Origin of the sequence: Gallibacterium salpingitidis, from assembly GCF_001678495.1 — a bacterium.
Taxonomy (GTDB): domain Bacteria; phylum Pseudomonadota; class Gammaproteobacteria; order Enterobacterales; family Pasteurellaceae; genus Gallibacterium; species Gallibacterium salpingitidis.
In genome coordinates, this window is record NZ_JTJL01000003.1 from 38470 (window position 1) to 63975 (window position 25506).

The 25506-nt window shown below is 38.0% G+C and carries 24 protein-coding genes; 8 read left to right on the forward strand and 16 right to left on the reverse strand.

The window, feature by feature from the left end:
* Positions 1-900 (reverse strand): L-threonate dehydrogenase, encoded by a 900-nt coding sequence (gene ltnD / locus QS62_RS01010; RefSeq protein ID WP_066104553.1) that lies wholly within the window; start codon positions 898-900, stop codon positions 1-3.
* A 248-nt stretch (positions 901-1148) separates the two neighbouring features.
* Between ltnD and QS62_RS01015 the strand changes: the two genes are divergently transcribed.
* A complete protein-coding gene (locus QS62_RS01015) occupies positions 1149-1910 on the forward strand; it encodes a DeoR/GlpR family DNA-binding transcription regulator (protein ID WP_066104669.1) in 762 nt (253 codons plus the stop codon).
* Positions 1911-1975: 65 nt separating this feature from the next.
* Here QS62_RS01015 and QS62_RS01020 read toward each other — a convergent pair whose 3' ends face one another.
* The 14 genes from QS62_RS01020 to seqA all read right to left on the reverse strand — a co-directional run bounded on the left by QS62_RS01020 (position 1976) and on the right by seqA (position 19531).
* The gene (locus QS62_RS01020) at positions 1976-4852 is read right to left on the reverse strand and encodes a valine--tRNA ligase (RefSeq protein WP_066104556.1); all 2877 of its coding nucleotides are present in this window, start codon (positions 4850-4852) and stop codon (positions 1976-1978) included.
* Between the two features lie 51 nt (positions 4853-4903).
* Positions 4904-5827 (reverse strand): restriction endonuclease, encoded by a 924-nt coding sequence (locus tag QS62_RS01025; RefSeq protein ID WP_066104559.1) that lies wholly within the window; start codon positions 5825-5827, stop codon positions 4904-4906.
* A gap of 40 nt (positions 5828-5867) precedes the next feature.
* Positions 5868-6305 (reverse strand): DNA polymerase III subunit chi, encoded by a 438-nt coding sequence (locus QS62_RS01030; protein ID WP_066104562.1) that lies wholly within the window; start codon positions 6303-6305, stop codon positions 5868-5870.
* Between the two features lie 79 nt (positions 6306-6384).
* Complete coding sequence (gene recR, locus QS62_RS01035) at positions 6385-6987, reverse strand: recombination mediator RecR (RefSeq protein WP_066104566.1); 603 nt, start codon at positions 6985-6987, stop codon at positions 6385-6387.
* A gap of 81 nt (positions 6988-7068) precedes the next feature.
* Complete coding sequence (locus QS62_RS01040) at positions 7069-7398, reverse strand: YbaB/EbfC family nucleoid-associated protein (protein ID WP_066104673.1); 330 nt, start codon at positions 7396-7398, stop codon at positions 7069-7071.
* Positions 7399-7474: 76 nt separating this feature from the next.
* Entirely contained in the window at positions 7475-9700 is a 2226-nt protein-coding gene (gene dnaX, locus QS62_RS01045; protein WP_066104568.1) for a DNA polymerase III subunit gamma/tau, read from the reverse strand.
* 22 nt (positions 9701-9722) lie between these two features.
* Positions 9723-10268, reverse strand: coding sequence for an adenine phosphoribosyltransferase (gene apt, locus QS62_RS01050; RefSeq protein WP_066104571.1), 546 nt, complete (start codon positions 10266-10268; stop codon positions 9723-9725).
* 111 nt (positions 10269-10379) lie between these two features.
* Positions 10380-11330, reverse strand: coding sequence for a lauroyl-Kdo(2)-lipid IV(A) myristoyltransferase (gene lpxM, locus QS62_RS01055; protein WP_066104574.1), 951 nt, complete (start codon positions 11328-11330; stop codon positions 10380-10382).
* A 24-nt stretch (positions 11331-11354) separates the two neighbouring features.
* A complete protein-coding gene (locus QS62_RS01060; RefSeq protein WP_066104577.1) occupies positions 11355-12122 on the reverse strand; it encodes a TSUP family transporter in 768 nt (255 codons plus the stop codon).
* Positions 12123-12140: 18 nt separating this feature from the next.
* Complete coding sequence (gene mepA, locus QS62_RS01065) at positions 12141-12989, reverse strand: penicillin-insensitive murein endopeptidase (RefSeq protein WP_066104579.1); 849 nt, start codon at positions 12987-12989, stop codon at positions 12141-12143.
* Positions 12990-14069: a chorismate synthase gene (gene aroC / locus QS62_RS01070; protein ID WP_066104582.1), complete on the reverse strand. Its 1080-nt coding sequence runs from the start codon at positions 14067-14069 to the stop codon at positions 12990-12992.
* A gap of 26 nt (positions 14070-14095) precedes the next feature.
* Positions 14096-17443, reverse strand: a complete 3348-nt coding sequence (gene mscK, locus QS62_RS01075) for a mechanosensitive channel MscK (protein WP_066104584.1) — start codon at positions 17441-17443, stop codon at positions 14096-14098.
* A 1-nt stretch (position 17444) separates the two neighbouring features.
* The gene (gene menE, locus QS62_RS01080; protein ID WP_066104587.1) at positions 17445-18893 is read right to left on the reverse strand and encodes an o-succinylbenzoate--CoA ligase; all 1449 of its coding nucleotides are present in this window, start codon (positions 18891-18893) and stop codon (positions 17445-17447) included.
* Positions 18893-19531 (reverse strand): replication initiation negative regulator SeqA, encoded by a 639-nt coding sequence (seqA, locus tag QS62_RS01085; protein ID WP_066104590.1) that lies wholly within the window; start codon positions 19529-19531, stop codon positions 18893-18895. The genes menE and seqA overlap by 1 nt, the downstream gene beginning before the upstream one ends.
* A gap of 183 nt (positions 19532-19714) precedes the next feature.
* On the opposite strand from seqA, the gene QS62_RS01090 reads away from it, so the two are divergent.
* From QS62_RS01090 to ykgO, 6 genes are all read left to right on the forward strand, one after another.
* Positions 19715-20500: an alpha/beta fold hydrolase gene (locus QS62_RS01090; RefSeq protein ID WP_066104592.1), complete on the forward strand. Its 786-nt coding sequence runs from the start codon at positions 19715-19717 to the stop codon at positions 20498-20500.
* Between the two features lie 104 nt (positions 20501-20604).
* Positions 20605-20886 carry a LexA regulated protein gene (ybfE, locus tag QS62_RS01095; protein WP_065236395.1) on the forward strand — a complete coding sequence of 94 codons (282 nt, stop codon included), beginning with the start codon at positions 20605-20607 and terminating at the stop codon, positions 20884-20886.
* Between the two features lies 1 nt (position 20887).
* Positions 20888-21412, forward strand: a complete 525-nt coding sequence (fldA, locus tag QS62_RS01100; protein WP_066104595.1) for a flavodoxin FldA — start codon at positions 20888-20890, stop codon at positions 21410-21412.
* A 165-nt stretch (positions 21413-21577) separates the two neighbouring features.
* The gene (gene fur, locus QS62_RS01105) at positions 21578-22015 is read left to right on the forward strand and encodes a ferric iron uptake transcriptional regulator (RefSeq protein ID WP_066104676.1); all 438 of its coding nucleotides are present in this window, start codon (positions 21578-21580) and stop codon (positions 22013-22015) included.
* A gap of 139 nt (positions 22016-22154) precedes the next feature.
* Entirely contained in the window at positions 22155-22418 is a 264-nt protein-coding gene (locus QS62_RS01110; RefSeq protein ID WP_066104597.1) for a type B 50S ribosomal protein L31, read from the forward strand.
* A gap of 9 nt (positions 22419-22427) precedes the next feature.
* The gene (gene ykgO, locus QS62_RS01115) at positions 22428-22568 is read left to right on the forward strand and encodes a type B 50S ribosomal protein L36 (protein ID WP_066104600.1); all 141 of its coding nucleotides are present in this window, start codon (positions 22428-22430) and stop codon (positions 22566-22568) included.
* A gap of 59 nt (positions 22569-22627) precedes the next feature.
* Here ykgO and QS62_RS01120 read toward each other — a convergent pair whose 3' ends face one another.
* A complete protein-coding gene (locus QS62_RS01120) occupies positions 22628-24580 on the reverse strand; it encodes a bifunctional 2',3'-cyclic-nucleotide 2'-phosphodiesterase/3'-nucleotidase (RefSeq protein WP_066104603.1) in 1953 nt (650 codons plus the stop codon).
* A 110-nt stretch (positions 24581-24690) separates the two neighbouring features.
* On the opposite strand from QS62_RS01120, the gene QS62_RS01125 reads away from it, so the two are divergent.
* Positions 24691-25503, forward strand: coding sequence for a Cof-type HAD-IIB family hydrolase (locus QS62_RS01125; protein ID WP_066104606.1), 813 nt, complete (start codon positions 24691-24693; stop codon positions 25501-25503).
* Positions 25504-25506 lie beyond the last annotated feature (3 nt).

Sequence of the window (25506 nt, forward strand, 5' to 3'; positions counted from 1 at the left end):
TTATTTCTCCTGTTTTTGTGGTAACTCAATACCGCTAAAAATTTTAATTACTGCACTATCATCTTGTTTGCCGTAACCTGCATTACTTGCTTCTGTGAACATACTGTACGCGGTACTTGCTAAATGAAGTGGGAATTTCAATGATTTTGCGGTGTCATTAACCAAGCCTAAATCTTTCACAAAAATATCCACCATTGATAATGGAGTGTAATCACCATCTACAACATGTTTCATACGATTTTCAAACATCCAAGAGTTACCAGCTGCATGAGTAACTACGTCATACATTAAATCTAATGGAATGCCTGCTTTAGCCGCTAATGCCATAGCTTCTGCACCGGCAGCAATATGTACTCCAGCTAATAATTGGTGAATAATCTTAACGGTCGCACCTAAGCCGATTTCTGTACCAATGTTATAAACTTTACTTGCTACTGCATCTAATACAGGTTTGAGTTTAGCAAAAGCTTCTGCAGAACCGGCTGCCATCACAGTCATTTCACCTACTGCAGCTTTTGCAGCACCGCCTGAAACTGGCGCATCTAACATAAGCAAACCAAGATTTGTTAATTTTTGTGAAATTTCTTTTGAATCTTGTGCAGAGATTGTAGAAGAAACCATTACTGCTGTACCTGGTTTAAGTTTTGCTGCCAAACCATTATCGGCAAATAAAACTTGATTTACTTGTTTAGCATTCACTACCAATAACACAACAGCATCAAGCTTATCTGCAAAATCATTGGCATTTTTTGCTACTCCTTTTGCACCTGCAGCTTTTAACTTATCAAGTAATTTATCATCTAAATCAACACCATAAGTATCTAATCCTGCTTTAACACAAGATTGAGCTGCACCCATTCCCATTGCACCTAAACCTACGACTGCCACTGAATATGTCATTTTTAATTCTCCTTTAGTTGTTCATTTTTTGATGACGCTTATACTACTCGATTCAAAAAAATAATAACTCGATCTAGATCACACTTTTTAACAAAAATTAACATTAAATAAGATTTAATTTGTGAAGAAATGATATTTAACTGTGCAATGATTGTTAGATGTTTAAGTTCTATTCTTTGGTTAATCTATTGAATTACTAGGAATATCAAGGATATAATCACTAAAAATAGATTATGGATAAACATTGTATGATTCCTGCAGAACGACAAAAACATATCTTAACAATTCTTGCGCAACAGAATATTGTCAGTATCAATTCGTTAATGGAAATGTTAGATGTATCGCATATGACGATACGGCGTGATATTCAAGCCTTGGAGAAAAAGGGAATTGTGATTTCTGTATCTGGTGGAGTACAGTTACAACAAAAATTAACAATTGAACCAACTCACACCGCAAAATCACTACTCTCACAAAGTGAAAAAGAAAAAATTGGTCGCTGTGCAGCAACTCGCATACCTGAACATTCAACAGTTTATTTAGATGCAGGTACGACAACACTAGAAATTGCTCGACATATTGCTGAACGCGATGATTTATTAATTATTACTAATGATTTCGCTGTTGCCGATTTTTTGATTAATCATGGACAGAGTGAGTTAATTCATACTGGTGGTAAGATTAATAAACTTAATCGTTCCGCAGTTGGCGAACTAGCTGCACAATTTTTGCGTAATATTTCCATTGATGTTGCTTTCGTATCAACCTCTTCATGGAGTTTAAAAGGATTAACCACACCAGATGAAAGTAAATTAGCAGTCAAACGCGCTATTTTAGCCTCTAGCCGTCACCGAACCTTGGTTAGTGATTCTTCAAAATATGGTAAATTGGCTACTTTCTGGATCTGTGAACTCAACGCTTTTGATAGCTTAATTACGGATAACAAATTGCCTGATAATATTCAAAAGGCAATCCAAAATATGGATATTGAATTAGTGCTGGCTGAATGAATCATAGATAAAAAAGGAGTAACAACCGAAATTGTTACTCCTAATTTTTAGGACTTTAATCACTATTAAAGCGCTTCAATACTTGCATATTGCTGACGTAATTTTTCCAAACCTTGTTGATAATCTTGCATCTTTTCACGCTCTTTGGCGATAACCGCTTCTGGCGCTTTGGCAACAAAGTTTTCATTGCTAAGTTTGCCTTCAATACGTTTCACTTCGCCAATCAATTTCTCGATTTCTTTACTTAAGCGAGTAAGTTCCGCTGCTTTGTCAATAAAGCCAGCCATTGGAATTAACAATTCGGCATTACCTAATAGCTTAGTTACCGCTAATGGTGCAGTGTCATCTTTACCTAATAAATTGATACTGCTAAGTTTCGCCATTGTTTGTATTAACGCCTGATTATTCGCTAAACATTGCTGTTCAGCATCACTTAAATTACGTAATAACACTTCTAACGGTTTACTTGGTGCAATATTCATTTCGGCACGAATATTACGCACGTTCACAATAAATTCTTTAATCCAGTTAATTTCGTTTAAAGCTTGTTGATCTACCGCCGCTGGATTAAATTCTGGGAACGCCTGCAACATAATGGTTTCCCCTTTAATATTCATTAAAGGTTTCACTTTTTGCCAGATTTCTTCAGTAATAAACGGAATAATTGGATGCGCTAATCGTAATACTTGTTCTAATACAGTAATTAAAGTATGACGTGTACCGCGTTGTTGCGCTTCATTACCTTGACTTAATACTGGTTTAGTTAATTCCAAATACCAGTCACAGAATTGGTTCCAAATAAATTCATATAGAGTGGTTGCCGCCATATCAAAGCGATATTGATCCAACGCTTGACGGAATGCTTTTACCGTTAGGTTAAATTCCGCCAAAATCCAGCGATCCGCTAATGAAAGTTCCATTTCTTGATTACCGCTATAACCGCAATCTTTACCATCAATATTCATTAAGGCAAAACGGCTCGCATTCCATAACTTGTTACAGAAATTACGATAACCTTCAAGGCGTTTCATATCCCAGTTAATATCGCGTCCATTGCTCGCTAATGCTGCTAAGGTGAAACGCAATGCGTCCGTACCATGCGCCGCAATACCGTCAGCAAACTCTTTACGAGTCGCTTTTTCAATTTTCGCTGCTAATTGTGGCTGCATCATATTACCAGTGCGTTTCGCCACTAAACTTTCCAGATCAATACCATCGATCATATCGAGCGGGTCAAGCACATTACCTTTAGATTTCGACATTTTCGCGCCATTTTCATCACGCACTAAACCAGTTACATAAACGGTTTTAAATGGCACTTGCGGTTTACCGTCTTTATCTTTGATAAAGTGCATCGTAAACATAATCATTCTGGCTACCCAGAAGAAAATAATGTCAAAGCCCGTAATCAACACGCTGGTTGGGTGGAACATTTGTAGATCTTTGGTTTGATTTGGCCAGCCCAATGTTGAGAAAGTCCATAAACCTGATGAGAACCAAGTATCTAATACATCTTCATCTTGACGTAACACTACATCAGCCGCTAATTGATATTTCTCGCGGACTTCCGCTTCATTGCGCGCCACATAGACATTACCAGCTTCATCATACCAAGCTGGAATGCGGTGTCCCCACCAAAGCTGACGAGAGATACACCAATCTTGAATATCACGCATCCATGAGAAATAGAGATTTTCATACTGTTTTGGCACAAATTGAATTTCGCCATCTTCTACCGCTTTAATCGCTACTTCTGCTAACGGTTTCACGCTTACATACCATTGATCGGTTAGCATTGGTTCGATTGGCACACCACCACGATCACCGTAAGGTACTTTCAAATCGTGCGGTTTAATTTCTTCTAATAAACCAAGCGCTTCAAATTCCGCAACGATCTGTTTACGCGCTGCGAAACGTTCTAAACCGCGATAATTGGCTGGAATTTCTGCGGCATAATCTGGATTTGGTTTGCCTTCAAAGGTGAATACTTCCGCTTGCTCACGAATATCCGCATTTAGTGTTAATACATTCACCATCGGTAATTGATGACGTTTACCCACTTCATAGTCGTTAAAATCGTGGGCAGGAGTAATTTTTACTACACCAGTACCAAATTCTCGATCAACATATTCATCAGCAATAATTGGAATTTCACGATTTACGAGCGGTAATACCACTGTCTTACCAATTAGGTTTTGGTAACGCTCATCTTCAGGGTGTACTGCTACGGCGGTATCACCAAGCATAGTTTCCGGACGAGTAGTTGCCACCACTAAATAATCTAAACCATCAGCTGTTTTTTCGCCGTTCGCTAATGGATAGCGGAAATGCCATAAACTGCCTTTTGATTCTTTATTTTCTACTTCAAGATCGGAAATCGCAGTGTGTAATTTCGGATCCCAGTTTACTAAGCGTTTACCACGATAAATTAAGCCTTCTTCGTGAAGACGAACAAACACCTCTTTTACCGCTTCCGATAAACCTTCGTCCATTGTGAAACGTTCACGATCCCAATCGACAGAATTCCCTAAACGGCGCATTTGTTGGCTGATGGTACCGCCAGATTCTGCTTTCCATTGCCAAATTTTTTCAATAAAGGCTTCGCGTCCATAGTCGTGACGTGTTTTATTCTCTTCAGCAGCAATTTTGCGTTCCACCACCATTTGGGTAGCGATACCTGCATGGTCAGTTCCCGCTTGCCAAAGGGTATTATCCCCTTGCATACGGTGATAACGAATTAAGGTATCCATTAGAGTTTGTTGGAACGCGTGCCCCATATGCAAACTACCGGTCACATTCGGCGGTGGAATGGCGATTGAGTAGCTTGGTGCATTTTCATTTTCTGACGGTTTGAAATAACCTTGTTCTTCCCAATGTTTATACAGGGTTTGTTCTACTGCAGACGCATCAAAGCGATCTGCCATTTCGAATGGTTTTGTCATTGTGTTTTCTCTTTATATATCTAGAACTTACTCTAAGTGAAACATATTGATTTAATTTTCTTCAGTATAAAAAGCATCTAACTGAAATGTAGTTACAGGTTTGATATACAATTGATATTTTTCAACTAACTCAACAATTTTATCCCCATCAATTAATGTAATTGCTCTCTGACCACTCCTAGCTCTTTCTATCGCATCACGAGAAAAACTAGTTGTTGTAATAAAAATTCCAAACTCTGCATTGTTATACATCATCGCACCAGCAAATTGGTCTATATCAGGAGCACTCACTCTTTGAGTTTCTTTCCATCGTTTAGCCTGGATAGCAATTCGAGATGTTCTAAAATCATCTGATACAATATATCCATATCCATCAATTCCTCCATCTCTACTAGCTGCAACACCTTTTTTCTCATCAATATCAACACCCATTTTTCGTATTAAAGCTCTACAAAATAACTCAAATTTTTTCGGAGGCATTGAAAATAAAGAATCTTTTAATTTTTGTTTCCATTGTTCAGAAATATCAACAGACTCCTGTTCTATATCATTTTTAAGTCCAATAGCATTAACAATACTGACATTTTCTTTATTTTTCTTTTGATTTTTTCGCTCTTTCCAGCCAGGGATAGAATATGTATAAATATCCTCATCGACATTTAATAAAGAAATGTCACACATTCTTCCTTTTTCTGTTAAAGCAATCATCCCTTTCTGTGGACAACGCAAATATCCTGCCATCTCAAGATTGATAATGCTAAAATTAAATAAAAAATTAAATGGTTGATAAAAACGTCCATTTTTCCTAACTTTTATCTCATCAACAACCTGTTCTGGAATTTCGTCTACAGACGTTTTAATCTCTGTTCTTAATTCATTTCTTGTTGCTTTTCCACCTAAATTCTGCAAAAGGCGAATCAGAATAGGCATTAAAATACGTTCTTTTTCATTTCTCGATAATTTATCAAATCCCATAATGCCACCTAATTTTTCACAAAAAGCAATCAACAAAGTTTTATAACTGTTCTGTACTCAACTGCCAACCTAATTGGCGATAATATTTATAACGTTCTCGCGCTAAGATTTTTAATTGTTCATCGGCAGGAACAAATTCAATTACCTGTGGAAAAAGTAAAGCAAAATCCGGCACCTGATTTAATAATGAGATCAATACATCTCGCCGCTGTGAATTGCGCTTTTCCGGCCAACAAATTTCTACCGGCGTCATATAAGCGCCAGCTTCACCAGATAAATTATGCGGGACAAACTGATCCGGATCACGCTGCCAAAGCATTTCGTCAATCAATAAGGCTTGTTGCTCATTCTGACAAGCAATTAATACTTTTTTGCCTAAACGCCAAGCATCAGCAGCTAAATCACACACTTTACTTTCTAATAAATGTGCTGAGGTTGGCTGTTCTGCCAGAATATAAAAAAGAGCTTGTTTCGCCATAACTGTCCTACTCGTTTACACAAGTCGGTTATTCTAGCGTAAAAACAAGATGATAGAAATATTCAAAACTAACTATGGTCTATTTTAATTCACGTCTGCCGATAAATGAGTGCGAAAGCGTTGTGCCATCAACCATCTCTAATTCACCACCAACTGGAATTCCATGCGCAATACGGCTTACTTTTACCCCAAATTGCTGACACATTTCGGCGATATAGTTAGCGGTCGCATCACCTTCAATCGTTGGATTAGTCGCTAAGATCACTTCGCTAAAAGACTCTGTTTGCAAACGCTTATGCAGTAAATCCAAACCAATTTCTTTTGGGCCAATACCATCTAATGGCGAAAGATGTCCCATTAAAACAAAATAACGACCGGAGAATTGTCCAGTTTGCTCAATCGCTTGAATATCTGACGGCATTTCCACTACACAAAGTTGTCCACTTTCTTGACGGCGAACATTATTACAAATATTACAAACCTCTTCTTCTGTGAAGGTACGACATTGGCTGCAATGTCCGATATGCGCCATTGCATCGGTCAAAGTTCTCGCCAAATTCATCGCGCCACTGCGATCACGTTGTAATAAATAATAAGCCATACGTTGTGCCGACTTTGGCCCTACACCGGGTAGGCAGCGTAACGCATTCATTAATTCGTCTAATAAAGGACTAATTTGCATATACAGAAAGGTTTTGTTGAAAGATAAATAAGAACTAACGTGATAAATTAGGGAGTAATTTATACTCCCTAACCCCAATATTTAGAATGGCATTTTAAATCCTGGCGGTAATTGCATACCCGCAGTAACAGAGGCCATTTTCTCTTTTTGCATCTCTTCAGCACGACGTACTGCATCATTAAATGCTGCTGCAATTAAATCTTCTAACATCTCTTTATCATCTTCGACTAAAGAGGGATCAATCTCAACGCGGCGGCAGCTATGTGCACCATTGATAGTGACTTTTACTAATCCAGCACCTGATTCACCAGTTACTTCTAATTGTGCAATCTCTTCTTGCATTTTTTGCATACGTTCTTGCATTTGTTGGGCTTGTTTCATCAAGCCGCCTAATCCACCTTTTCCAAACATAATTGTCATTCTCTCTTTAATTGAAAAAACAAAAGCTGTATTTTAACTGAAAACTGTTATTCTGCAACGCGCAAAACTACGCTTCTCCAGTCGGTCGCACCGAATCTAAATCAATTTTTGCTGAAAATTGCTGGATAAACGCATTTAACTTTTCATCTTGTTGTAAGTTTTGTTGCGCTTGCTCGACTAATTGTTGATAAATTTCGCCACGAATCTCATAGGGGGTGATTTCTGGCCCGGTATATTCTTCCAATTCAATCTTAATTTTTCTACCATAAAAATCGTGAAACGCTTGATTGATAAAGGTTAAATCTAAATATTTTGCTAATAAAAAGGATTCTGGACGCACACCTAAACGCATATGGTGTTCATCTTGTTCTAAAATCACTGAATTCAATAAGATACGTTTACTACCACCTGCTAAGGTTAATCGCTCAATATCGGCACTCCATTGGCTTCTCTCCGCCGCTAATTGCACCACTTTATCCACCACTTCCGGTGTATATTTTTCTAATAGTGCTTTTTTGATATCAGATGGGCGCATTACCTGATTTTGCGATTCTAACGAAGGGTCACTCCACGACCAGTGATAATTCTCGTCCAAAAACTCCCCGTCCTCACTCTCTTCAAGATTTGCTGCGGACGGAGCTTCAACGTTGTCAATTGTGACATCTTGTAATGCATTATCCGGTTCTGACTGATCAGTATCCTCTGTAAATTCAGGAGTAATATTTGCTATCGTCTCACTTGATGTTGTTTGCGTTTCTGATGTAGGTGTTATAACGGGTTCAGCTGGTGCAGTTATGGTTTTGCTCACAGGATTAGTGGTTGTATTGATCGCTGCTGCTGGAGATGTAGTCACAGCTTCAGCTATTTTACTTAAATCCTTTTTTTTTTCGCTGCTTTGCTCTGAACTATGATCAGTAACCACTAAATGTTGCGCTTGTCCCTGCTCTAAATTAGCGACTTGCTGTAAAATATCACTGGATAATAAAGCAGACGATCTTGTGCCATTATTTTCTGATTGATTGGTTACTTCTGTATTAATTACTGCGGTACGAGTGGTTGCAACAGCTGCCGGAGTTGCCGTCGTTACCGTTTTCTCCGCTGGTGCAGTATGGCTAACTGGCGTTAGAGCGGTTACTGCTTGTTGTGATGCTTGAGGCGCTTGTGTTATTGTATCCGTTGTGATTGTTGCTGTATTCGTTATTGCAGACAAAGAAAAGCGTTTTGGGTGAAATGCCAACGCGCGTAAGATCGTCATCTCAACCCCAGTTTTAGCTTCTGGTGAGAACTCTAACTCCTTACGACCATTGATCATTAATTGATAGTAAAACTGCACGTCCTCAGCAGAAATTGTTTTTGCTAATAATGCTAATGATGAATCTGGTTGCTGATTTTTCGGTGGCAATAATTGCAACATCGCAATTTGGTGTAAGGTTTCCGCCATATCTTGCAACACACGTTCCCAATCAACACCTTGTTGCGCAATATCATTTAACACTTGCATTGCTGCTTCGCCATCAGCCTGCGCAATTGCGGTTAGTAATGAGATCGACTTATCACTATCCAGCAATCCCAACATCGCATTTACCGCAGCGGTGGTAATATTGCCATTACTTAAAGCAATCGCCTGATCTGTTAAACTCAATGCATCACGCACGCTCCCTTGCGCTGCTTGTGCTAATTTATTTAATGCGGGAATTTGATAACTGATCTTTTCTTGCGCCAGCAATTTACCAAGATGATCCGCGATAACATCCGTATCTAAAGCTTTTAAATGAAATTGGATACAACGCGATAACACTGTAATAGGTAATTTTTGCGGATCGGTGGTAGCCAATAAGAACTTCACATATTCCGGCGGCTCTTCTAGTGTTTTTAATAGTGCATTAAAACTATGGCGTGACAACATATGCACTTCATCGATCAAATAGATCTTAAAACGCCCACGCACCGGTTTATATTGCACATTATCCAGCAACTCTCGTGTATCTTCGACTTTCGTCCGCGAAGCCGCATCAATTTCGATTAGATCAATAAAATTGCCTTCTTTGATAGCACGACAATTTTCACATTCGCCACAAGGCTGTGCAGTAATGCCTTTTTCGCAATTTAAACCTTTTGCAAATAAACGAGCAATCGAGGTTTTCCCGACGCCGCGCGTACCAGAAAAGAGATAAGCATGATGTAATCGTTGATTGGTTAAGCCATTACTTAAGGCAGTTATCACATGATCTTGTCCAACCACTTCAGAAAATTGATTTGGTCGCCATTTACGTGCTAATACCTGATAACTCATGCCTATCCTTATTTTGAATTGATTAATGGCCAGCAAAATCCACTAAAGTGAATGGTTCAACACCAAGTTTACGTAAACGATCTTCGCCACCTAATTCAGGCAAGCTAATCACAAACGCAGCGTGTTCGACTTTACCGCCTAAACGATGAATTAATTTGATCGTTGCTTCAACTGTACCACCTGTCGCTAACAGATCATCAATAATCAAGACATTATCTTCCGCAGTAACAGAATCAACGTGCATTTCTAATGTATCTTGACCATATTCTAATTCATAAGATTGTGAAATTACTTCACGCGGTAACTTGCCCGGTTTTCTCACTAAGATAAAAGGTACATTTAACGCTAACGCGACTGGTGCGCCAAAAATAAAACCACGTGATTCAGTTCCCGCAACTTTGGTAATTTTTTTATCTTTGAAGTGTTCTGCAATCAACTCGATAGTTGTTTTAAATGCCGCTGGTACTTCAACTAAGCTAGTAATATCACGAAAGATAATTCCTTCTGCAGGGTAGTTTGGAATTGATTTAATAGATGATTTAATTAACTCTTTTTGTTGTTGGTTCATAATTATTTGCCTAACACAAATTATTTATAGCGAATGCTACTCTCAAAGCCTGCTATTCTAACAGCGCAAATTGCGAAAAAATACTCTTTAATATCAAAAAAAGCGAAATTTCTAGCAATAAATATCGGCACCATCTTTGCGGGTTTTTAGCAACCGTAAAATCCACACATATTGTTCCGGCGTTGGTGTGACAAAGTTTTCAATCACTTCATTCATTAAACGCGCACTACGTTGCTCATCATCATCTAAATCTAATGGCGCTGTAATTTCTATTTCATAGCGGCCAGATTGTGCGTTATAACGCGCAAACATTGGAATGACTACGGCTTTTGCCACTTTACACATTTTATTTAAGCCGGGTAAAGTCGCTTTATAAGTAGCAAAAAAATCAGCATAAACACTTAACTCTTCACCATAATCTTCATCTGGCAAGTAATAGCCCATTTCACCTTTACGCACCGCATTTAAGAAAGGTTTAATACCATTTTGGCGTGCGTGCATTTTGCCGCCAAAACGTTCACGCACACTATTCCACAACCAATCGACTAATGGATTACGGTGTGGATTGTACATTGCTGTCATTGGCATACCATAGGTATGCAAAATTATCCCTGACGCATCAATTGCCCAAGTGTGCGGCACCAATAAAATGATATTTTTTCCTGCCGCTTTCGCTTGTTGTAAATGCTCTATACCAGCAAAAGTGCTGCGCTGTTGTAAATGCTTTGCTGAACGTAACGCGATTTCCCCAATGCCAAGCATTGTTTGTGCAACCGTAACAAACATCTGATCAATCACTTGTTGTCGTTGTTCATCACGCCAATGCGGAAAACAATAGCGTAAATTAACTTCGGCACGATGACGTTGTTTTTTCGCTACTTTTCCCACCAGCAAACCAATTTTTGCCGCCAAATAATCACGCCAACGAAACGGCAAAAAACCTAATAGGGCTAACAAAAGTACACCTAGCCAAACACCCCAATATTTCGGTAATAAATATTGCCAACGAAATTGAGGTTGATAACCTACTCTTGCAGTAATTCTTCTTTTATTATCAGACATGCTTACTCTTTATTTTGTGATCGATTAATTAAACCAACCATAGTCATACATCATTTTGGCGGTCATAATAAATGCCATCATTACCACCATTGGGCGAATCAATTTTTGCCCTTTTGTTAATACCATTTTTGCGCCTAATCTCGCCCCAATAAAACCGCCAAGCATCATAATAAAACCGAGAGTCCAATACACTTCCCCACCCAAAATAAAGAAAACTAATGAGGTAAAATTGGAAGTGAAATTCAAAATTTTGGCATGTGCCGTCGCTTTTGCTAAATTAAAGCCTAATAAAGTAACAAACGCCATACACAAGAAAGAACCTGTGCCAGGCCCAAAAAAGCCATCATAAAAACCGATCGGAAATGCAGCAGCAAACGCAAATGCTAAGAAACTTAAACGTTGATGACGATCTTGTTCACCAATTTTTGGCGAAAACAAAAAGTATAAACCTACCGCTAACACCAAAATCGGCAACAATGATTTTACAATAGAAGCATCTATCGACTGTACCGCAATAGTCCCAATCATTGCCCCAGTAAAAGTGCCAACAATCATTTTCCAAATTTGGCGTAAATCCACCGCTTTTTTACGTACAAAATACAAACTTGCCGAAAAAGAACCACCACTTGCCTGTAATTTGTTGGTTGCTAGCGCCGCTGCTGGTGGTAAACCTACCGCCAATAATGCTGGAATGGTGATTAAACCGCCACCACCGGCAATTGCATCAATAAAACCAGCTAAGGCCGCCAATAAAAAAAGAATGGCATAAACATCTAATCCAAGTTCAAGCATACTCTCTCCTTGATCTTTTTATCCAGCAAACCATTGCTGTTTATCTGGGGAATCTAATAATTGCTGACATAAAATCGGCATCACTGGCGGTTGTTTTTCCGGCGCAGGTGTTGTTGATTGTTTTGGTTCAAACCAAGACATCAATTCAGCACCACAACCATCGCCTGCCGGAATAGCAGCTTGTTCCTCACAATATTGTGCACCTTGTGGGCAATGTAATCGCACATGGAAATGTGCATCATGACCAAACCAAGGACGGATTTTGCGCAACCAACTACGATCGCCAGTAACGGTTTGACATAATTTCAGTTTAATCGCTGGATTCACAAAGATACGAGCAACTTGTGGATCATTCGCCGCTAACTGGATTAATTTAGTTTGATTATTAGTCCATACTCGATCATCAACACGCTGTAATTTACGATTTACCATTAAAATCGCGGTTGGATTAAGCGCCTGCTTCGCACTCATCGCACCCATTTTTAACCAAATATCAGCATCTAATCCCATTTGATGGCTTGCGTGCCCGGTTGCAAAACGCCCACCAGCAGGCATAGCAATATCACCAACCAACATTGTCGGTAATCCAGCCACTTTTACTTTTTTTCCTAAACGAGCTAAATAGTTCAACATATCTGGATGACCGAAATAGCGTAATTTTTGCGAACGAATCACCTGGTAGCCTTCGCCTTGTAATGGCAACGCTCTAGCACCAATAATACAACCATTACTGTAACTACCAATCGGCAATGGTTCTCCCGGTACTGGGCGCTTAATCCGCTGCCATTCTGTTTCTGCAAAAGCTTGGGTTATCCCAAAAAACATTAGCAATGCAGCAACAATGCCTTTCCATTTAAGTTTCATCATTTATTTATGTCCACATTGCCCTTGATAACGTAATAAGTGATCCATTAACACAATCGCTACCATCGCTTCCGCGATTGGTACCGCGCGAATTCCAACACAAGGATCATGGCGACCTTTCGTTACCACTTCGACAGGTTGGTTATCTAAATTCACACTACGTCCTGGAATCGTAATACTTGAAGTTGGTTTTAACGCAATAGTGGCAATAATCGGTTGCCCAGAACTAATTCCGCCTAAAATGCCACCCGCGTGATTAGAACAGAAACCGTCCGGTGTCATTTCATCACGATGTTGGCTACCACGTTGATTTACTACCGCAAAACCATCACCAATCTCTACACCTTTTACTGCGTTAATTCCCATTAATGCGTGAGCTAAATCAGCATCTAAGCGATCAAAAACTGGTTCGCCCAATCCTACTGGTACATTTTCCGCAACTACGGTTAATTTCGCACCAATAGAATCCCCTGCTTTTTTTAATTCACGAATCAATTCATCAAATTTATCAATGGTCGCCGCGTCTGGGCAGAAAAATGGATTGCTATTAACAAAATCCCAATCAATTTGTGTTAAATCTTGTGCTGGAATCGCAATATCACCGATTTGCGATAAAAAGCCATGAATTTTAATACCAAAACGAGTCGCTAAATATTTTTTTGCGATGGCGCCAGCGGCAACACGAATAGCGGTTTCTCTGGCTGAAGAACGACCACCACCACGATAGTCACGTAAACCATATTTTTGTTGATAAGTATAATCGGCATGACCGGGACGAAAACGATCTTTAATTTCACTGTAATCTTGCGACCGCTGATCGCTATTTTTGATGATTAAACCAATGCTGGTTCCAGTGGTTTTTCCTTCAAACACGCCAGACAAAATTTGCACTGCATCATCTTCACGACGCGGCGTAGTATAACGAGAAGTTCCCGGTTTACGACGATCGAGATCAGGCTGTAAATCAGCTTCGCTTAATTCTAGTCCTGGTGGCACACCATCTACTACGCCACCTAATGCGATACCATGCGACTCACCAAATGTCGTCACTTTGAAAAGCTGTCCAATACTATTGCCTGCCATATTTAAATCCTTCCTAACTATTATTTTTATTGATTAAGTTTAATACTATCTTCAGTTGATGAAGCTACTTTCATCTCTTCGCCAGTATCTTGATTCTTGATAAAGACATCCAACTGATTAAATGCGATTTCAATATCGTGTTCTGCAAATAACTGATTAATTTTGCGATTTAAGTAATCTGTTGTTGGTAAGCGATCTGCTAAATCGCCAACATACACACGCAATTCATGATCCAGTGTACTTGCACCAAACACTAAGAAATAGGCTCGTGGTTCCGGCTCTTTTAATACCGCAGGGCATTCTGCCGCTGCTTGTAGTAACAATTTCTTGGTTAATTCAAGATCACTGCCGTAAGCCACGCCAACTTTGATCACCAAGCGAGTAATAGTGTTAGATAATGCCCAGTTTGTCAAACGCTCTGTCACAAAGGCTTTATTTGGCACAATGACCTCTTTACCATCATAATCCACCAATGTCGTTGCACGAATACGGATCTTAGAAACTGTTCCTGAATATTCGCCAATGGTGATGGTATCGCCAATACGTACTGGACGTTCAAACAAAATAATGATACCGGAAACAAAATTCGCAAAGATTTCTTGTAAACCAAAACCTAACCCAACGGATAATGCAGCGAATAACCATTGCAACTTCGACCACGACATTCCCAATGTAGAAAAGGCCCAAGCAGCACCAATTGCAACAATAAAATAGGTTAATAAAGTGGTAATAGTATAAGGCGCACCTTGCGATAATTTCATTCTGGAGAAAATCAATACTTCCAATACCCCAGCGAGGTTGCGAATTAATACATAAGTGACGATTAAGATAAAAATCGCCAGTAACATATTTAACAATGTAATCGATTCAACAACTGTGCCTGTTTCAGTAGTAATGGTTTGCTGCCATAACGTAATACTTTTTAAATGATAGGCTACGGTTAGCAAATCTGACCACACCGCATAATAGAAACTAAGCAATACTGCCCACAATAGCCATTCCGCAATACGTGAAACTTGTTGTTTAACTTGACTAAGCGCCAATTCAGAATCTTTCGTATCAATGACAATATCTTCAGCATGACCACTACTTTCAGTTTTGCTTTGGTTCTTTTCACGTTGTTCTTTCAAACGTTTATAAGCTAAACGACGTGCCGATACCACCAACGTACGATCACTAACTTGTTTAATTAATACCCACAATACTGTTACTAAGTAACTCGCAACAAAGTGAGAAATAAGATTGAGCGCTGTATAGTAGTAACCCAAAACAATTAAAATAATTAGTGCGACTGGAATCAGCAACAACAACACTCTAATAATTCTTAAGAGCAACGGCCCAATATGTTGATGATTATTGACCTCTTCCTGTTGAGTATCCTGATATTTTTTAACCGCATAGCCAAAACGCGGTGCAATAATTAAAACACAGAAAATTAAGGCTGAAATGGTACACACTTCTCCAATTACATCATTGTTCAACGGTGTATTACTCATATCACTGAACAATGTCGTATTGATGAGGAAAATAATTGCCCAAATAGAACGTTTTAATACCGCAAGAAAGAGGTCACCACTCTCTTTTGCTAAGCCAAAATGACGATATACCAAACCATTTGGTTTCAATAACTCAATCAGAAAAGCAAATAACCACCAATAACCAGCCATTTTTAATGTCCATGGCCAAGCGAGAATAGGATCAGCAATGGTGAAATGCCCAACCAGAACAAAAAAGATTAAGAAGAGTAATGGGTATGGAATAACCAATAATGCCGTTAAGAAAATCGCTAATGGCGTATGCCATTGACTATCTGCATTTAATGTACCGACTTGAGAGTTAATTTTTGCCAACCACGCCTGTAATTTACGTTTTTGGGAATAAATCAAGCCAGCAATTAATGAGAGAAAACTCACAAACGCCAACATTGGTAATAGGTTACGACTCAAATGCGTCATATCAATATTGTTACTGATATTTTTCACTTGATTTAATGCCAATTTTGGAAATTCAGCTAGCCAATCCCAATCAATTGGATTATTACTTTTGACCCAGAAACTTTGTTGTTGTAATTTTTGTTGTAAATCGTCACTAATTAAGCGTACTTGTTGTTGATTTAACTCAATAGTAATCGCCAAATTTAACTGTGCATTCAAAGATTTAAGAATATTAGAATAGATATTTTTTCTTTCATTCAAAATATCAATTAAGGTATTACGTTCCGCTTCTGTTAATTCTTCTGCGTGTGGTATATGTGAGATGTAATTGTCCGGCGTGTAGATCGCATCTCTTGATTGGGTTAAATCAAAAATCTGTACTCGTAAATCAGTAATACGTTTCCCTAACCCATCAATCGTTTGATCGGTCGGTAAATTTTGTTTTTGTTGATTAATAATACGCGACAATACTAACGTGCCTTGCAGTGCACTGATCTGTTCATCAATACTACGTTGGGTTTGCGTTAAATTATCCAATACATTTTTGATCCGTAAACTTTCTTGTGAAAGTTGGTTCGATGCTTGAGTTTCATTAAGCAATTGCTGACTTAATTGTGTATTTTGATTAAGTTCATTTTGGATAATTGGATTGCCATTATCACTACTGTTTTCTTGTGATTTTTCTAATTGTGCTAGCTGTTTTTTCGATGCGGCTAAACGTTTTGCATTTAACGCCGCTTGCAGATTTTGTTGTTCTATTTTTTCTTGTTGTAAATAGAAATTTTGTTGATCACGTTGTAATTCATACCAAGAATTTAACGTTGCACTCTCCTTTAACAACGTTTGATTATAATTATTTTGTGCGTCAATTAAGGCTAATTCAATTTGATATCTATTCGCTAAAATTGGATCTAATTGACTATCTGATAACGTACGATTAATTGTCTGTGTTCTAGATAAATTAGTACTTAAAATCGACTGAATTCGATCTGGTAAAGTTTGCTGATTGACGATCTGTGAAGCAACATCATTCAATACCGATTGAATTTTTTCTGTTTCTTGGAAAGAGGCTTCTAAACGTTTTTGCAAAGTATCTTCTGACAATTTTGCCAATTCATCGCTATTATCACTTTGCGTGTTATTATTTTTTAAACGAGTTAATTCTGCCTGTAACTTAGGAATAGCAACTGTCGCGGTTTTAATTCGATTATTTAAATCTGTATTCTGTTTCTTTTGATCATCCAGTTGTTCTAATAAATCTAAACTCTCTTCGAGTGCAGTCAGTTCTTTTTTATCAGCCGCATCATTTGCATTCGGATTGGCTTTCAACGCTGCTATCTGAGCTTGAATATCTGTCGCAGTTGGAATTTGAGCATTAGCAAAAGTTGCAGCAAATAGCGTTAACCAAAACGTCATCACAATAATAAATCGTTTGCTCATCTTATTCCTCACTCTGTAAAAATTTCGCTAATTGTTGTGTTAAGAGATGGCGAGAAAGCTTAATGCCCGATTGTGTCGGCATAATCTGTTGCAACGGATAATAAGCAATTGGCCATTTAAATTTTTCTATTCTTTGTTGTAAAACATTTCTAAGTTGCTCTACTTTTTGAGGTGAAAAACCCTCCACAAAGTCAAGCAAAGCAACAGGACGTTGCCCAAACTTTTGATCTTCAATTGGTAAAACAAAGGCTTGGCGTACAGTTGGATCTTTTAAGATAATCGCTTCAATTTCTTCCGGTTGAATGTTTTCTCCACCTGAAATAAACATATTATCGAACCGACCTAAAATAAACAATTCTCCCGTTACGCTATCTTGTCTTGCTTTATCTCGTGTCGCAAACCAGCCTTGCGAATTTAACAACGGTCTGATTTGTTGCCCTTTTTGCCAATAGCCTAACGCTAAAGTTGCACCTTTCACCCAGACTTCATCATTTTCCAAACGATATTCTCGTTCCGGTAATAGATACCCAACACCATCACTCGTATCACTTATTTTTGCAAATACGGTCGAAGCCATTTCTGTCATACCGTACCCTGCATAACAGTTAATACCATAGCGTTGTGCACGTAAGGTTAATTCCGTAGGAATATGAGCACCGCCTAACAAAATATGTTTTAACCGAGAGTCAGCAATATGCTGTTCTTCTAATAAGGATAACCACTGTTGTAATTGCGTTGGCACTAATGAAGTATGCGTGACTTTGGGCAAATCTTGATAAATTGACTCGCCAACACAGCGTAATACCGCACTATTAAACAACCAGCGCCAAATAATGCCCTGTCCAGATACATGGAACAATGGTAATGACAACAACCATTCGCTTTGTGATGTAATCTCCAATAAAGGAGAAATTCCACGCGCGCTCGCTAAATGTTGCGTCATCGTATGCACCACTGCTTTTGGTAAGCCTGTCGAACCTGATGTCAGCGTTAATGTTAAAGGACAAAGTGCAAACCAAGCTGCTTGCTGATCGACAGTACTAATCGGAGTTACTAACTCTATTGGCAGCAATTTATCGCCATCAATCAGCGTGTTTTGACAATCTACAACAAAATTAATTTCATTTTGTGTGCAAATTTCTGCGATCTTACTTTGTGGAAACGTTGGATTGATCACCAATACACGACAACCAAGTTGTAATGCAGATAAATAGGCAATAACTAAGGCTTGCTGATAACGCCCAAGCAAAGCAATACCATCACCATAGCTTACACCTTGTTGCTGCCAATAGGACGCTTGTTGCTGTATCAACTGATTTAAACCTTGCCAAGACCAACTTTTTTCCACAATAGAAAAGCGGGTTTCATCCCCGCTTTCATTTTGTTGCTTTATTTCGAGCTTTAACGCTATCTCATCTAGCTTAGTTTTTGCATACTGCTGCCATAACATTAATGATTTTCCTCATTATGTGATGAAGTAAATTGAAGTTTGACTAATTCAATTAAATGTTCAGGAATATACATAGCACGCATCACTGATTCCAACATATTCAACTTACGTCCGGTGTTGTTATTCGTCGCCACCCAAAATGGTGATTTAGGAATTTGTTTCGGATTAACGCTGCTTCCTGATGCTTCAATTTCCGCCACTTCTAAAGAGAAATAAACTCTTGAACGACCTTGACTCACTTCAGTTGCACTCGAAAAACCTTCCGGATTTGCGCGATATAACACACTCAAAATCAGTAAAAAACGGTTTACTTGTTTATCTTCTTGCAAGAATTCAGCAGAACTAATTAGTTTTTGCAATTGACGACTAATATGAGCGATCGTGTCATCACTCGGTTTTTTCGGTTGTGTTACTGTTGCAGCATCGGTTGTTAATTTGAACTCTTTTTGTGCTTCACTTGATGGTTGTGTTTCACCATCTACTTTTGCTGTTGAGGTAACTGGATTAGTTTCATTGACCACTCTTACTTGGGGTAAATTTAATAATCTCCGCAAAATTGTTGAAGCATCTTCACCAATTGCTTGCGTATTGCTGGCAATATATTGGTAAAGCTCGTCATCAATATTAATAGTTTTCATAAATTCCCTCCAAGTTCTGCTAATGTCGCTCCATTATACGATAGATCTCGGCAAAGCCGAAAACAAAATCAATACTCTGTGTATTTTCTATGCCAATTTTTTTCAATTGCTTAAAACTTGATCCCTGCTTAGAAATATTTTATCTTTTTTATCCCTTTCTTTTTTCAAGCAAGTATATTGATCATGACTCAACCTTTACTTAACTTCGAGTATTTACCTCACGAAAATCCTGCTGCCCAAACCCTCGTTTTTATCCATGGTCTATTTGGTGATATGAATAATCTCGGTATTATCGCCAAAGCCTTTCAACAAGATTACGCGCTATTACGTGTCGATTTACGTAATCATGGCCATAGTTTTCATACAAATGAAATGAATTACCCGTTAATGGCAGAAGATCTGTTACGTTTACTACAACATTTGCAACTAAATAAGGTGATTTTAATCGGCCACTCAATGGGCGGAAAAACAGCGATGCAATTTGCTTTGAATTATCCTGATTATGTCAAAAGTTTAGTCGTGCTTGATATTGCTCCTGTTACCTACACACATAACGAACATGGTCCAGTGTTTCAGGCATTATTTGCTGTTGCTGAGGCACAATCTGCTACACGCCAGCAAGCCAAAATAGTGATGGAACAATTTGTCAATAATGAAGCTATTTTGCAATTTGTATTAAAATCATTTGATGCTAAACAACCACAACGATTCCGTTTTAATACCCAAGCATTGTATCAACATTATCAGCAATTAATGGATTGGACTGGTACTGGTGTTTGCACACTGCCAACTTTATTTATTCGCGGCGGTAATTCTCATTACGTATTGCCCGAATATAGCGACAAAATTTTGCAACTCTTTCCAAAAGCAAATGCCTTTACGATTAATGGTGCTGCCCATTGGGTTCATGCAGATAAACCGCATTATGTGATTCGAGCAATACAGCGTCATTTACAACAAAATAGCTAAGTTGTGATATTTTCAGTTTGTTTGAAACTGTGATATATTGCACGCCACAAAAACGGCTTATCAATCTCAAGTAGTCTGAAAGATGACTTTCAGTGAGTATAGTAATGGCAAAACAAGAAGCAGATTGTATAACGCTCGACTTATTTGCTCACGTTGCTAGAGTCGGAAGACCTCGAACCAATCCGTTAAGCAGAGAACAACAAATCCGCATCAATAAACGCAATCAATTACGTCGCGATAAAGCGGTAGGGCTTCGTCGGGTTGAGTTAAAACTGCATAGCAGTATGGTAGAACAGCTAGAAGAGTTGGCAGAAGAAGCGAATCTAAGTCGGCAGCAACTCATAGAACAAATCCTACAAACATATTTAGAGAAAAATAGGAATTAATATGGCACTTATTGGCTTATTTTATGGTAGCGACACTGGCAATACAGAAAACATTGCCAAAATGATCCAAAAGCAATTAGGCAGTGAATTAGTCGATATTCACGATATTGCAAAAAGTACAAAAGAAGATATCGAAGCCTATGATTTCTTAATGATCGGTATTCCAACTTGGTACTATGGCGAAGCACAATGCGATTGGGACGATTTCTTCCCAACATTAGAGGAAATTGATTTTACCAATAAATTAGTTGCGATCTTTGGTTGTGGTGACCAAGAAGATTATGCAGATTATTTCTGTGATGCAATGGGAACTGTACGCGATATTATTGAACCACATGGAGCGACAATCGTTGGTTACTGGCCAACTGAAGGTTACCATTTTGAAGCATCAAAAGCAGTAATTGATGATCATACTTTTGTTGGTTTATGCATTGATGAAGATCGTCAACCTGAATTAACTAACGAACGTGTAGAGAAATGGTGTAAACAAATTTACAGCGAAATGTGTTTAGACCAACTTGCATAACCTTCCTTTTAATTATCATTTGCATTTAAAAACGAAATAATCCATACTTTGAATATGGATTATTTCTATCTCCTTAATAGAAAATTTCAGTTATCCATTTATGATTCATTGGATTAACATACATCCATATGATTGTTGATTTAATTAGAGGTTAGTATGACGAACATTATCGATGAAAATGTAAAACTATTAAAAAAAGTTGGCTTAAAAATTACTGAGCCTCGCTTAAAAATTCTTTCATTAATGCAACGTACCTCAGTGCAACATTTTTCCGCAGAAGATGTTTATAAATGGTTACTTGAAGAAGGCGAAGAAATTGGTCTTGCTACGGTGTATCGTGTGCTGAATCAATTCCATGAAGCTGATATTTTGACCCGTCATAATTTTGAAGGAAACAAATCTATTTTTGAACTTGCTCCACAAGAACATCACGATCACATTATCTGTATGGATTGCGGTAAAGTTTTTGAATTTAATGATGATGTGATCGAAAAACGCCAAAAAGAAATTAGTGCACAACATGGTATTAAACTTGCTAGCCACAGTCTTTATCTTTATGGTAAATGTTCTGATATTAAAAATTGTGCAGAAAAAGATAAGTAATCAATTGATTTAATTTATGAAATTCTTAAAAAGGAAACGTTAAATTTATCGTTTCCTTTTTTTATACATAAATTTTTAATTGATAATTATTATCATTTAATATATAGTCTTCGTTCTTTTCGTAAACAGAGGACAAGCTATGAAAAAAGGTATCCATCCAGAAAATTACCGCACTGTATTATTCTATGATTCCAATGCCAAAACAGGATTTTTAATCCGCTCTTGTGCAACAACGACCACCACAATGAAATGGACTGATGGCAAAGAATACCCAGTATTTATGTGTGACACCTCTTCCGCATCACACCCTTTCTACACTGGTCAATCTCGTCGCATTGTATCTGAAGGTCGTGTAAGTGAATTCAGCAATCGCTTTGCATCATTCGGTTTAAAAAGTAAATAGGAGCAATTTATGCAAGTCTTATCATCATTAAAAAGTGCCAAAACTCGTCATTCAGGCTGTAAAGTTGTCCGCCGCCATGGTGTGGTTTATATCATCAATAAAGAAAATCCGCGCTTTAAAGCTCGTCAGGGTGGTAAGAAAAGGAAATAAAAAGTAAAAAAATCGGCATAACTTATTTATGCCGATTTCATCTATTAACATCCTAGATTTTATTTCAAATCAATACTATATAGTGCAAAACCTCTTTCATCTTGCCCTACATTTTTCATCGGATATTGCGCGTTTTCTTGAATAAATTTCGCTGCTTTTTCAGATGGTGAAGTTTCAAAAACAATTTCTGCTTTATTATCAGGAATCGCTTTCAAGCGCCAATTATTGTCCGCATGAGATTTGACTTCGCCTTTCTCTTTACTAATACGACGAATGTAATCCGCTAAGATAGTACGATTTTCATCTGGTGAAACAAAGGCAATTTGGCTACCATCTGTACCAGGGAATTTATTACCAAAAGCTCGATAGTTATTAGTTGCGATCAAGAATTTTTGTTGCGGATCAATCGGTTTGCCATTAAAGGTTAAACCTACAATACGGTGTGCATCTTTATTAATTAATTTGCAATCACCATCATAACGAGCCGGTTGAGTTACATCAATTTGATATTTAACACCATCAATAACATCAAAATTGTAGGTACGGAATCCATCCCAATTTAACAATGCTTGTTTTTCTGCTTTTGCTGGATCAATTTGATTAAATTGTCCTGCTGAACATTCCAACCACTCTCTTACCTGTTCGCCATTGATTTTCAATGCCACCAATGTATTTGGATATAGATACAAATCTGCCGCATTACGGAAGCTTAATTTTCCCGCTTCCACTTCAGTATAGTTGGTTGGATCATCCTTACGTCCACCAACTTTAAATGGCGCAGCCGCTGATAACACTGGTAATTTTGCTAACTCAGGATCACCTTGTACAAAACGTTGTACATAATCTTGTTGTGCTTGGTTAACAATTTGGATAGTAGGATCATCTTGTACTAAAGCCAAATAGCTATACATCTTACCATCAGCTTTACCAATCGGTTGATTTACATAATCACGTGTATGCTTATGATCATCGGCTAATACTTTAACCATTGGTTTATATTCGTCAGCCAATGCTTTTTTATTTTTCGCATCATAAATTGGGCGTGCTTCTGCTTTTGCTTGTTGCACTAACCATTTACCACTATTGTTATTTAACACTAAATCAATCACCCCAATATGGCTGCCCCAACGTCCTGGCATAACTGCTGGAATACCATTCAATGTTCCAGTCACAACATCTGCTCCTGGGATATTGGCAAAATCTTTACTTGGGAAAACGGCATGAGCATGACCAAATGCGATTGCATCAATGCCTTTAACTTGTGAAAGATAATAGACAGAATTTTCTGCTAATGCTTCATAAGGCTCACTAGATACACCTGAATGAGCAACCGCAATAATAATATCAGCACCTTTCGCTTTCATTTCTGGCACTAACGCTTTTGCTGTTTCAGTAATATCTTTCGTAATAACTTTACCTTCTAAATTTTTCTTATCCCACGTCATAATTTGTGGTGGCACAAAACCGATATAACCGATTTTAACTTGTTGCTTTTTACCTTCATTATCAGTGAATTGATAATCTTTGATCAGGTATTGTTTAAAATAAGGTTTACCTGTTTTCGCATCAAAAACATTGGCATTAACATAAGGATATTTAGCGCCAGCCAATGCTTTTTTGAGGAAATCTAAACCATAATTAAATTCATGGTTACCAATATTACCTACATCATATTTCAATAAATTCATCGCTTTCATTACTGGATGAACTTCACCTTTTTTTAATCCTTTTGCTGCGGCATAATCCCCCATTGGACTACCTTGGATTAAATCGCCATTATCAACTAATACACTGTTTTTCGCCTGCTCACGTGCTTTCATCACTAAATCAGCTGCACGCACTAAGCCAAGCGCACTAGAAGGTGCATCTTTATAATAGTCATAATCCATCATATTTGCGTGTAAATCCGTAGTTTCGATCACGCGTAAATTTAATTCTGCTGCATTAATGGTTACACTTACTAATGCACCACCAAACAAAGCCACACATACAGGTTTTAACGAAAATCGCATTATTTACTCCTCCAAGAGTTATTATAAAAAAGCGTGTTGATTTTATGCCAAAGGCATTCCAGAATAAATAAAATTCAAAGATTAAAATAAATGAGTCATAAGGAAAAAATATGTTGAAATATAAATTACTTGCTACTGATATGGATGGCACTTTATTAGATAAACAAAAAACGATCAGTGAACGAAATCAACAAGCCATTCATGCCGCAAAGCAAGCCGGTGTAAAAATTGTGCTTGCCTCTGGACGACCATTAGAAGGCTTGCAACCTTACTTACAACAACTTGATCTACTTGGTGATGATGATTATGTACTTTGTTTTAATGGTGCATTAGTACAACGCAGTGATGGTAAAATTATCACTCGTCAAGAAATGACTGGAAAAGATTGTAAAACCTTGGTCGCATATGCAGAAAAATTTGGTGTATTTAGCCATGCTTTTTCTGAATCACGTGGTTTAATCGCACCACACCAAAACTCTTATAGCCAACACGATGCTGATATTAACCGTATCACCCTTAATATTATTGATTTTTCAATCTTAGCGGATGATGAACCCGTTATTAAAACAATGTGGGTGGATCAACCAGAAAAACTTGATCAAGCATTAGCTCAATTACCTGAACACATTGCAAAACAATATACCGTTGTACGTAGCACACCATTTTTCCTTGAATTTTTACCTCCTGAAGCAAATAAAGGCAGTGGCATCGAAAAATTAGCACAACATCTGAATATCAATGCAGACGAAGTTATCTGTATCGGTGATGCTGGTAATGATTTGCATATGATTGAATATGCCGGATTAGGGGTAGCAATGGGTAATGCCACTGATGAAGTGAAAGTTATCGCAAATTACATTACTGCCGATAACCTCAATTCCGGTGTAGCAGAAGTGATTGAAAAATTTATCTTAGAACAATAGAGG

Excerpts from the sequence above, each read along its gene's own strand:
- ltnD (WP_066104553.1), bottom strand. The coding sequence starts at position 900 with ATGACATATTCAGTGGCAGTCGTAGGTTTAGGTGCAATGGGAATGGGT.
- QS62_RS01015 (WP_066104669.1), top strand. The coding sequence starts at position 1,149 with ATGATTCCTGCAGAACGACAAAAACATATCTTAACAATTCTTGCGCAA.
- QS62_RS01020 (WP_066104556.1), bottom strand. The coding sequence starts at position 4,852 with ATGACAAAACCATTCGAAATGGCAGATCGCTTTGATGCGTCTGCAGTA.
- QS62_RS01025 (WP_066104559.1), bottom strand. The coding sequence starts at position 5,827 with ATGGGATTTGATAAATTATCGAGAAATGAAAAAGAACGTATTTTAATG.
- QS62_RS01030 (WP_066104562.1), bottom strand. The coding sequence starts at position 6,305 with ATGGCGAAACAAGCTCTTTTTTATATTCTGGCAGAACAGCCAACCTCA.
- recR (WP_066104566.1), bottom strand. The coding sequence starts at position 6,987 with ATGCAAATTAGTCCTTTATTAGACGAATTAATGAATGCGTTACGCTGC.
- QS62_RS01040 (WP_066104673.1), bottom strand. The coding sequence starts at position 7,398 with ATGTTTGGAAAAGGTGGATTAGGCGGCTTGATGAAACAAGCCCAACAA.
- dnaX (WP_066104568.1), bottom strand. The coding sequence starts at position 9,700 with ATGAGTTATCAGGTATTAGCACGTAAATGGCGACCAAATCAATTTTCT.
- apt (WP_066104571.1), bottom strand. The coding sequence starts at position 10,268 with ATGAACCAACAACAAAAAGAGTTAATTAAATCATCTATTAAATCAATT.
- lpxM (WP_066104574.1), bottom strand. The coding sequence starts at position 11,330 with ATGTCTGATAATAAAAGAAGAATTACTGCAAGAGTAGGTTATCAACCT.
- QS62_RS01060 (WP_066104577.1), bottom strand. The coding sequence starts at position 12,122 with ATGCTTGAACTTGGATTAGATGTTTATGCCATTCTTTTTTTATTGGCG.
- mepA (WP_066104579.1), bottom strand. The coding sequence starts at position 12,989 with ATGATGAAACTTAAATGGAAAGGCATTGTTGCTGCATTGCTAATGTTT.
- aroC (WP_066104582.1), bottom strand. The coding sequence starts at position 14,069 with ATGGCAGGCAATAGTATTGGACAGCTTTTCAAAGTGACGACATTTGGT.
- mscK (WP_066104584.1), bottom strand. The coding sequence starts at position 17,443 with ATGAGCAAACGATTTATTATTGTGATGACGTTTTGGTTAACGCTATTT.
- menE (WP_066104587.1), bottom strand. The coding sequence starts at position 18,893 with ATGTTATGGCAGCAGTATGCAAAAACTAAGCTAGATGAGATAGCGTTA.
- seqA (WP_066104590.1), bottom strand. The coding sequence starts at position 19,531 with ATGAAAACTATTAATATTGATGACGAGCTTTACCAATATATTGCCAGC.
- QS62_RS01090 (WP_066104592.1), top strand. The coding sequence starts at position 19,715 with ATGACTCAACCTTTACTTAACTTCGAGTATTTACCTCACGAAAATCCT.
- ybfE (WP_065236395.1), top strand. The coding sequence starts at position 20,605 with ATGGCAAAACAAGAAGCAGATTGTATAACGCTCGACTTATTTGCTCAC.
- fldA (WP_066104595.1), top strand. The coding sequence starts at position 20,888 with ATGGCACTTATTGGCTTATTTTATGGTAGCGACACTGGCAATACAGAA.
- QS62_RS01110 (WP_066104597.1), top strand. The coding sequence starts at position 22,155 with ATGAAAAAAGGTATCCATCCAGAAAATTACCGCACTGTATTATTCTAT.
- ykgO (WP_066104600.1), top strand. The coding sequence starts at position 22,428 with ATGCAAGTCTTATCATCATTAAAAAGTGCCAAAACTCGTCATTCAGGC.
- QS62_RS01120 (WP_066104603.1), bottom strand. The coding sequence starts at position 24,580 with ATGCGATTTTCGTTAAAACCTGTATGTGTGGCTTTGTTTGGTGGTGCA.
- QS62_RS01125 (WP_066104606.1), top strand. The coding sequence starts at position 24,691 with ATGTTGAAATATAAATTACTTGCTACTGATATGGATGGCACTTTATTA.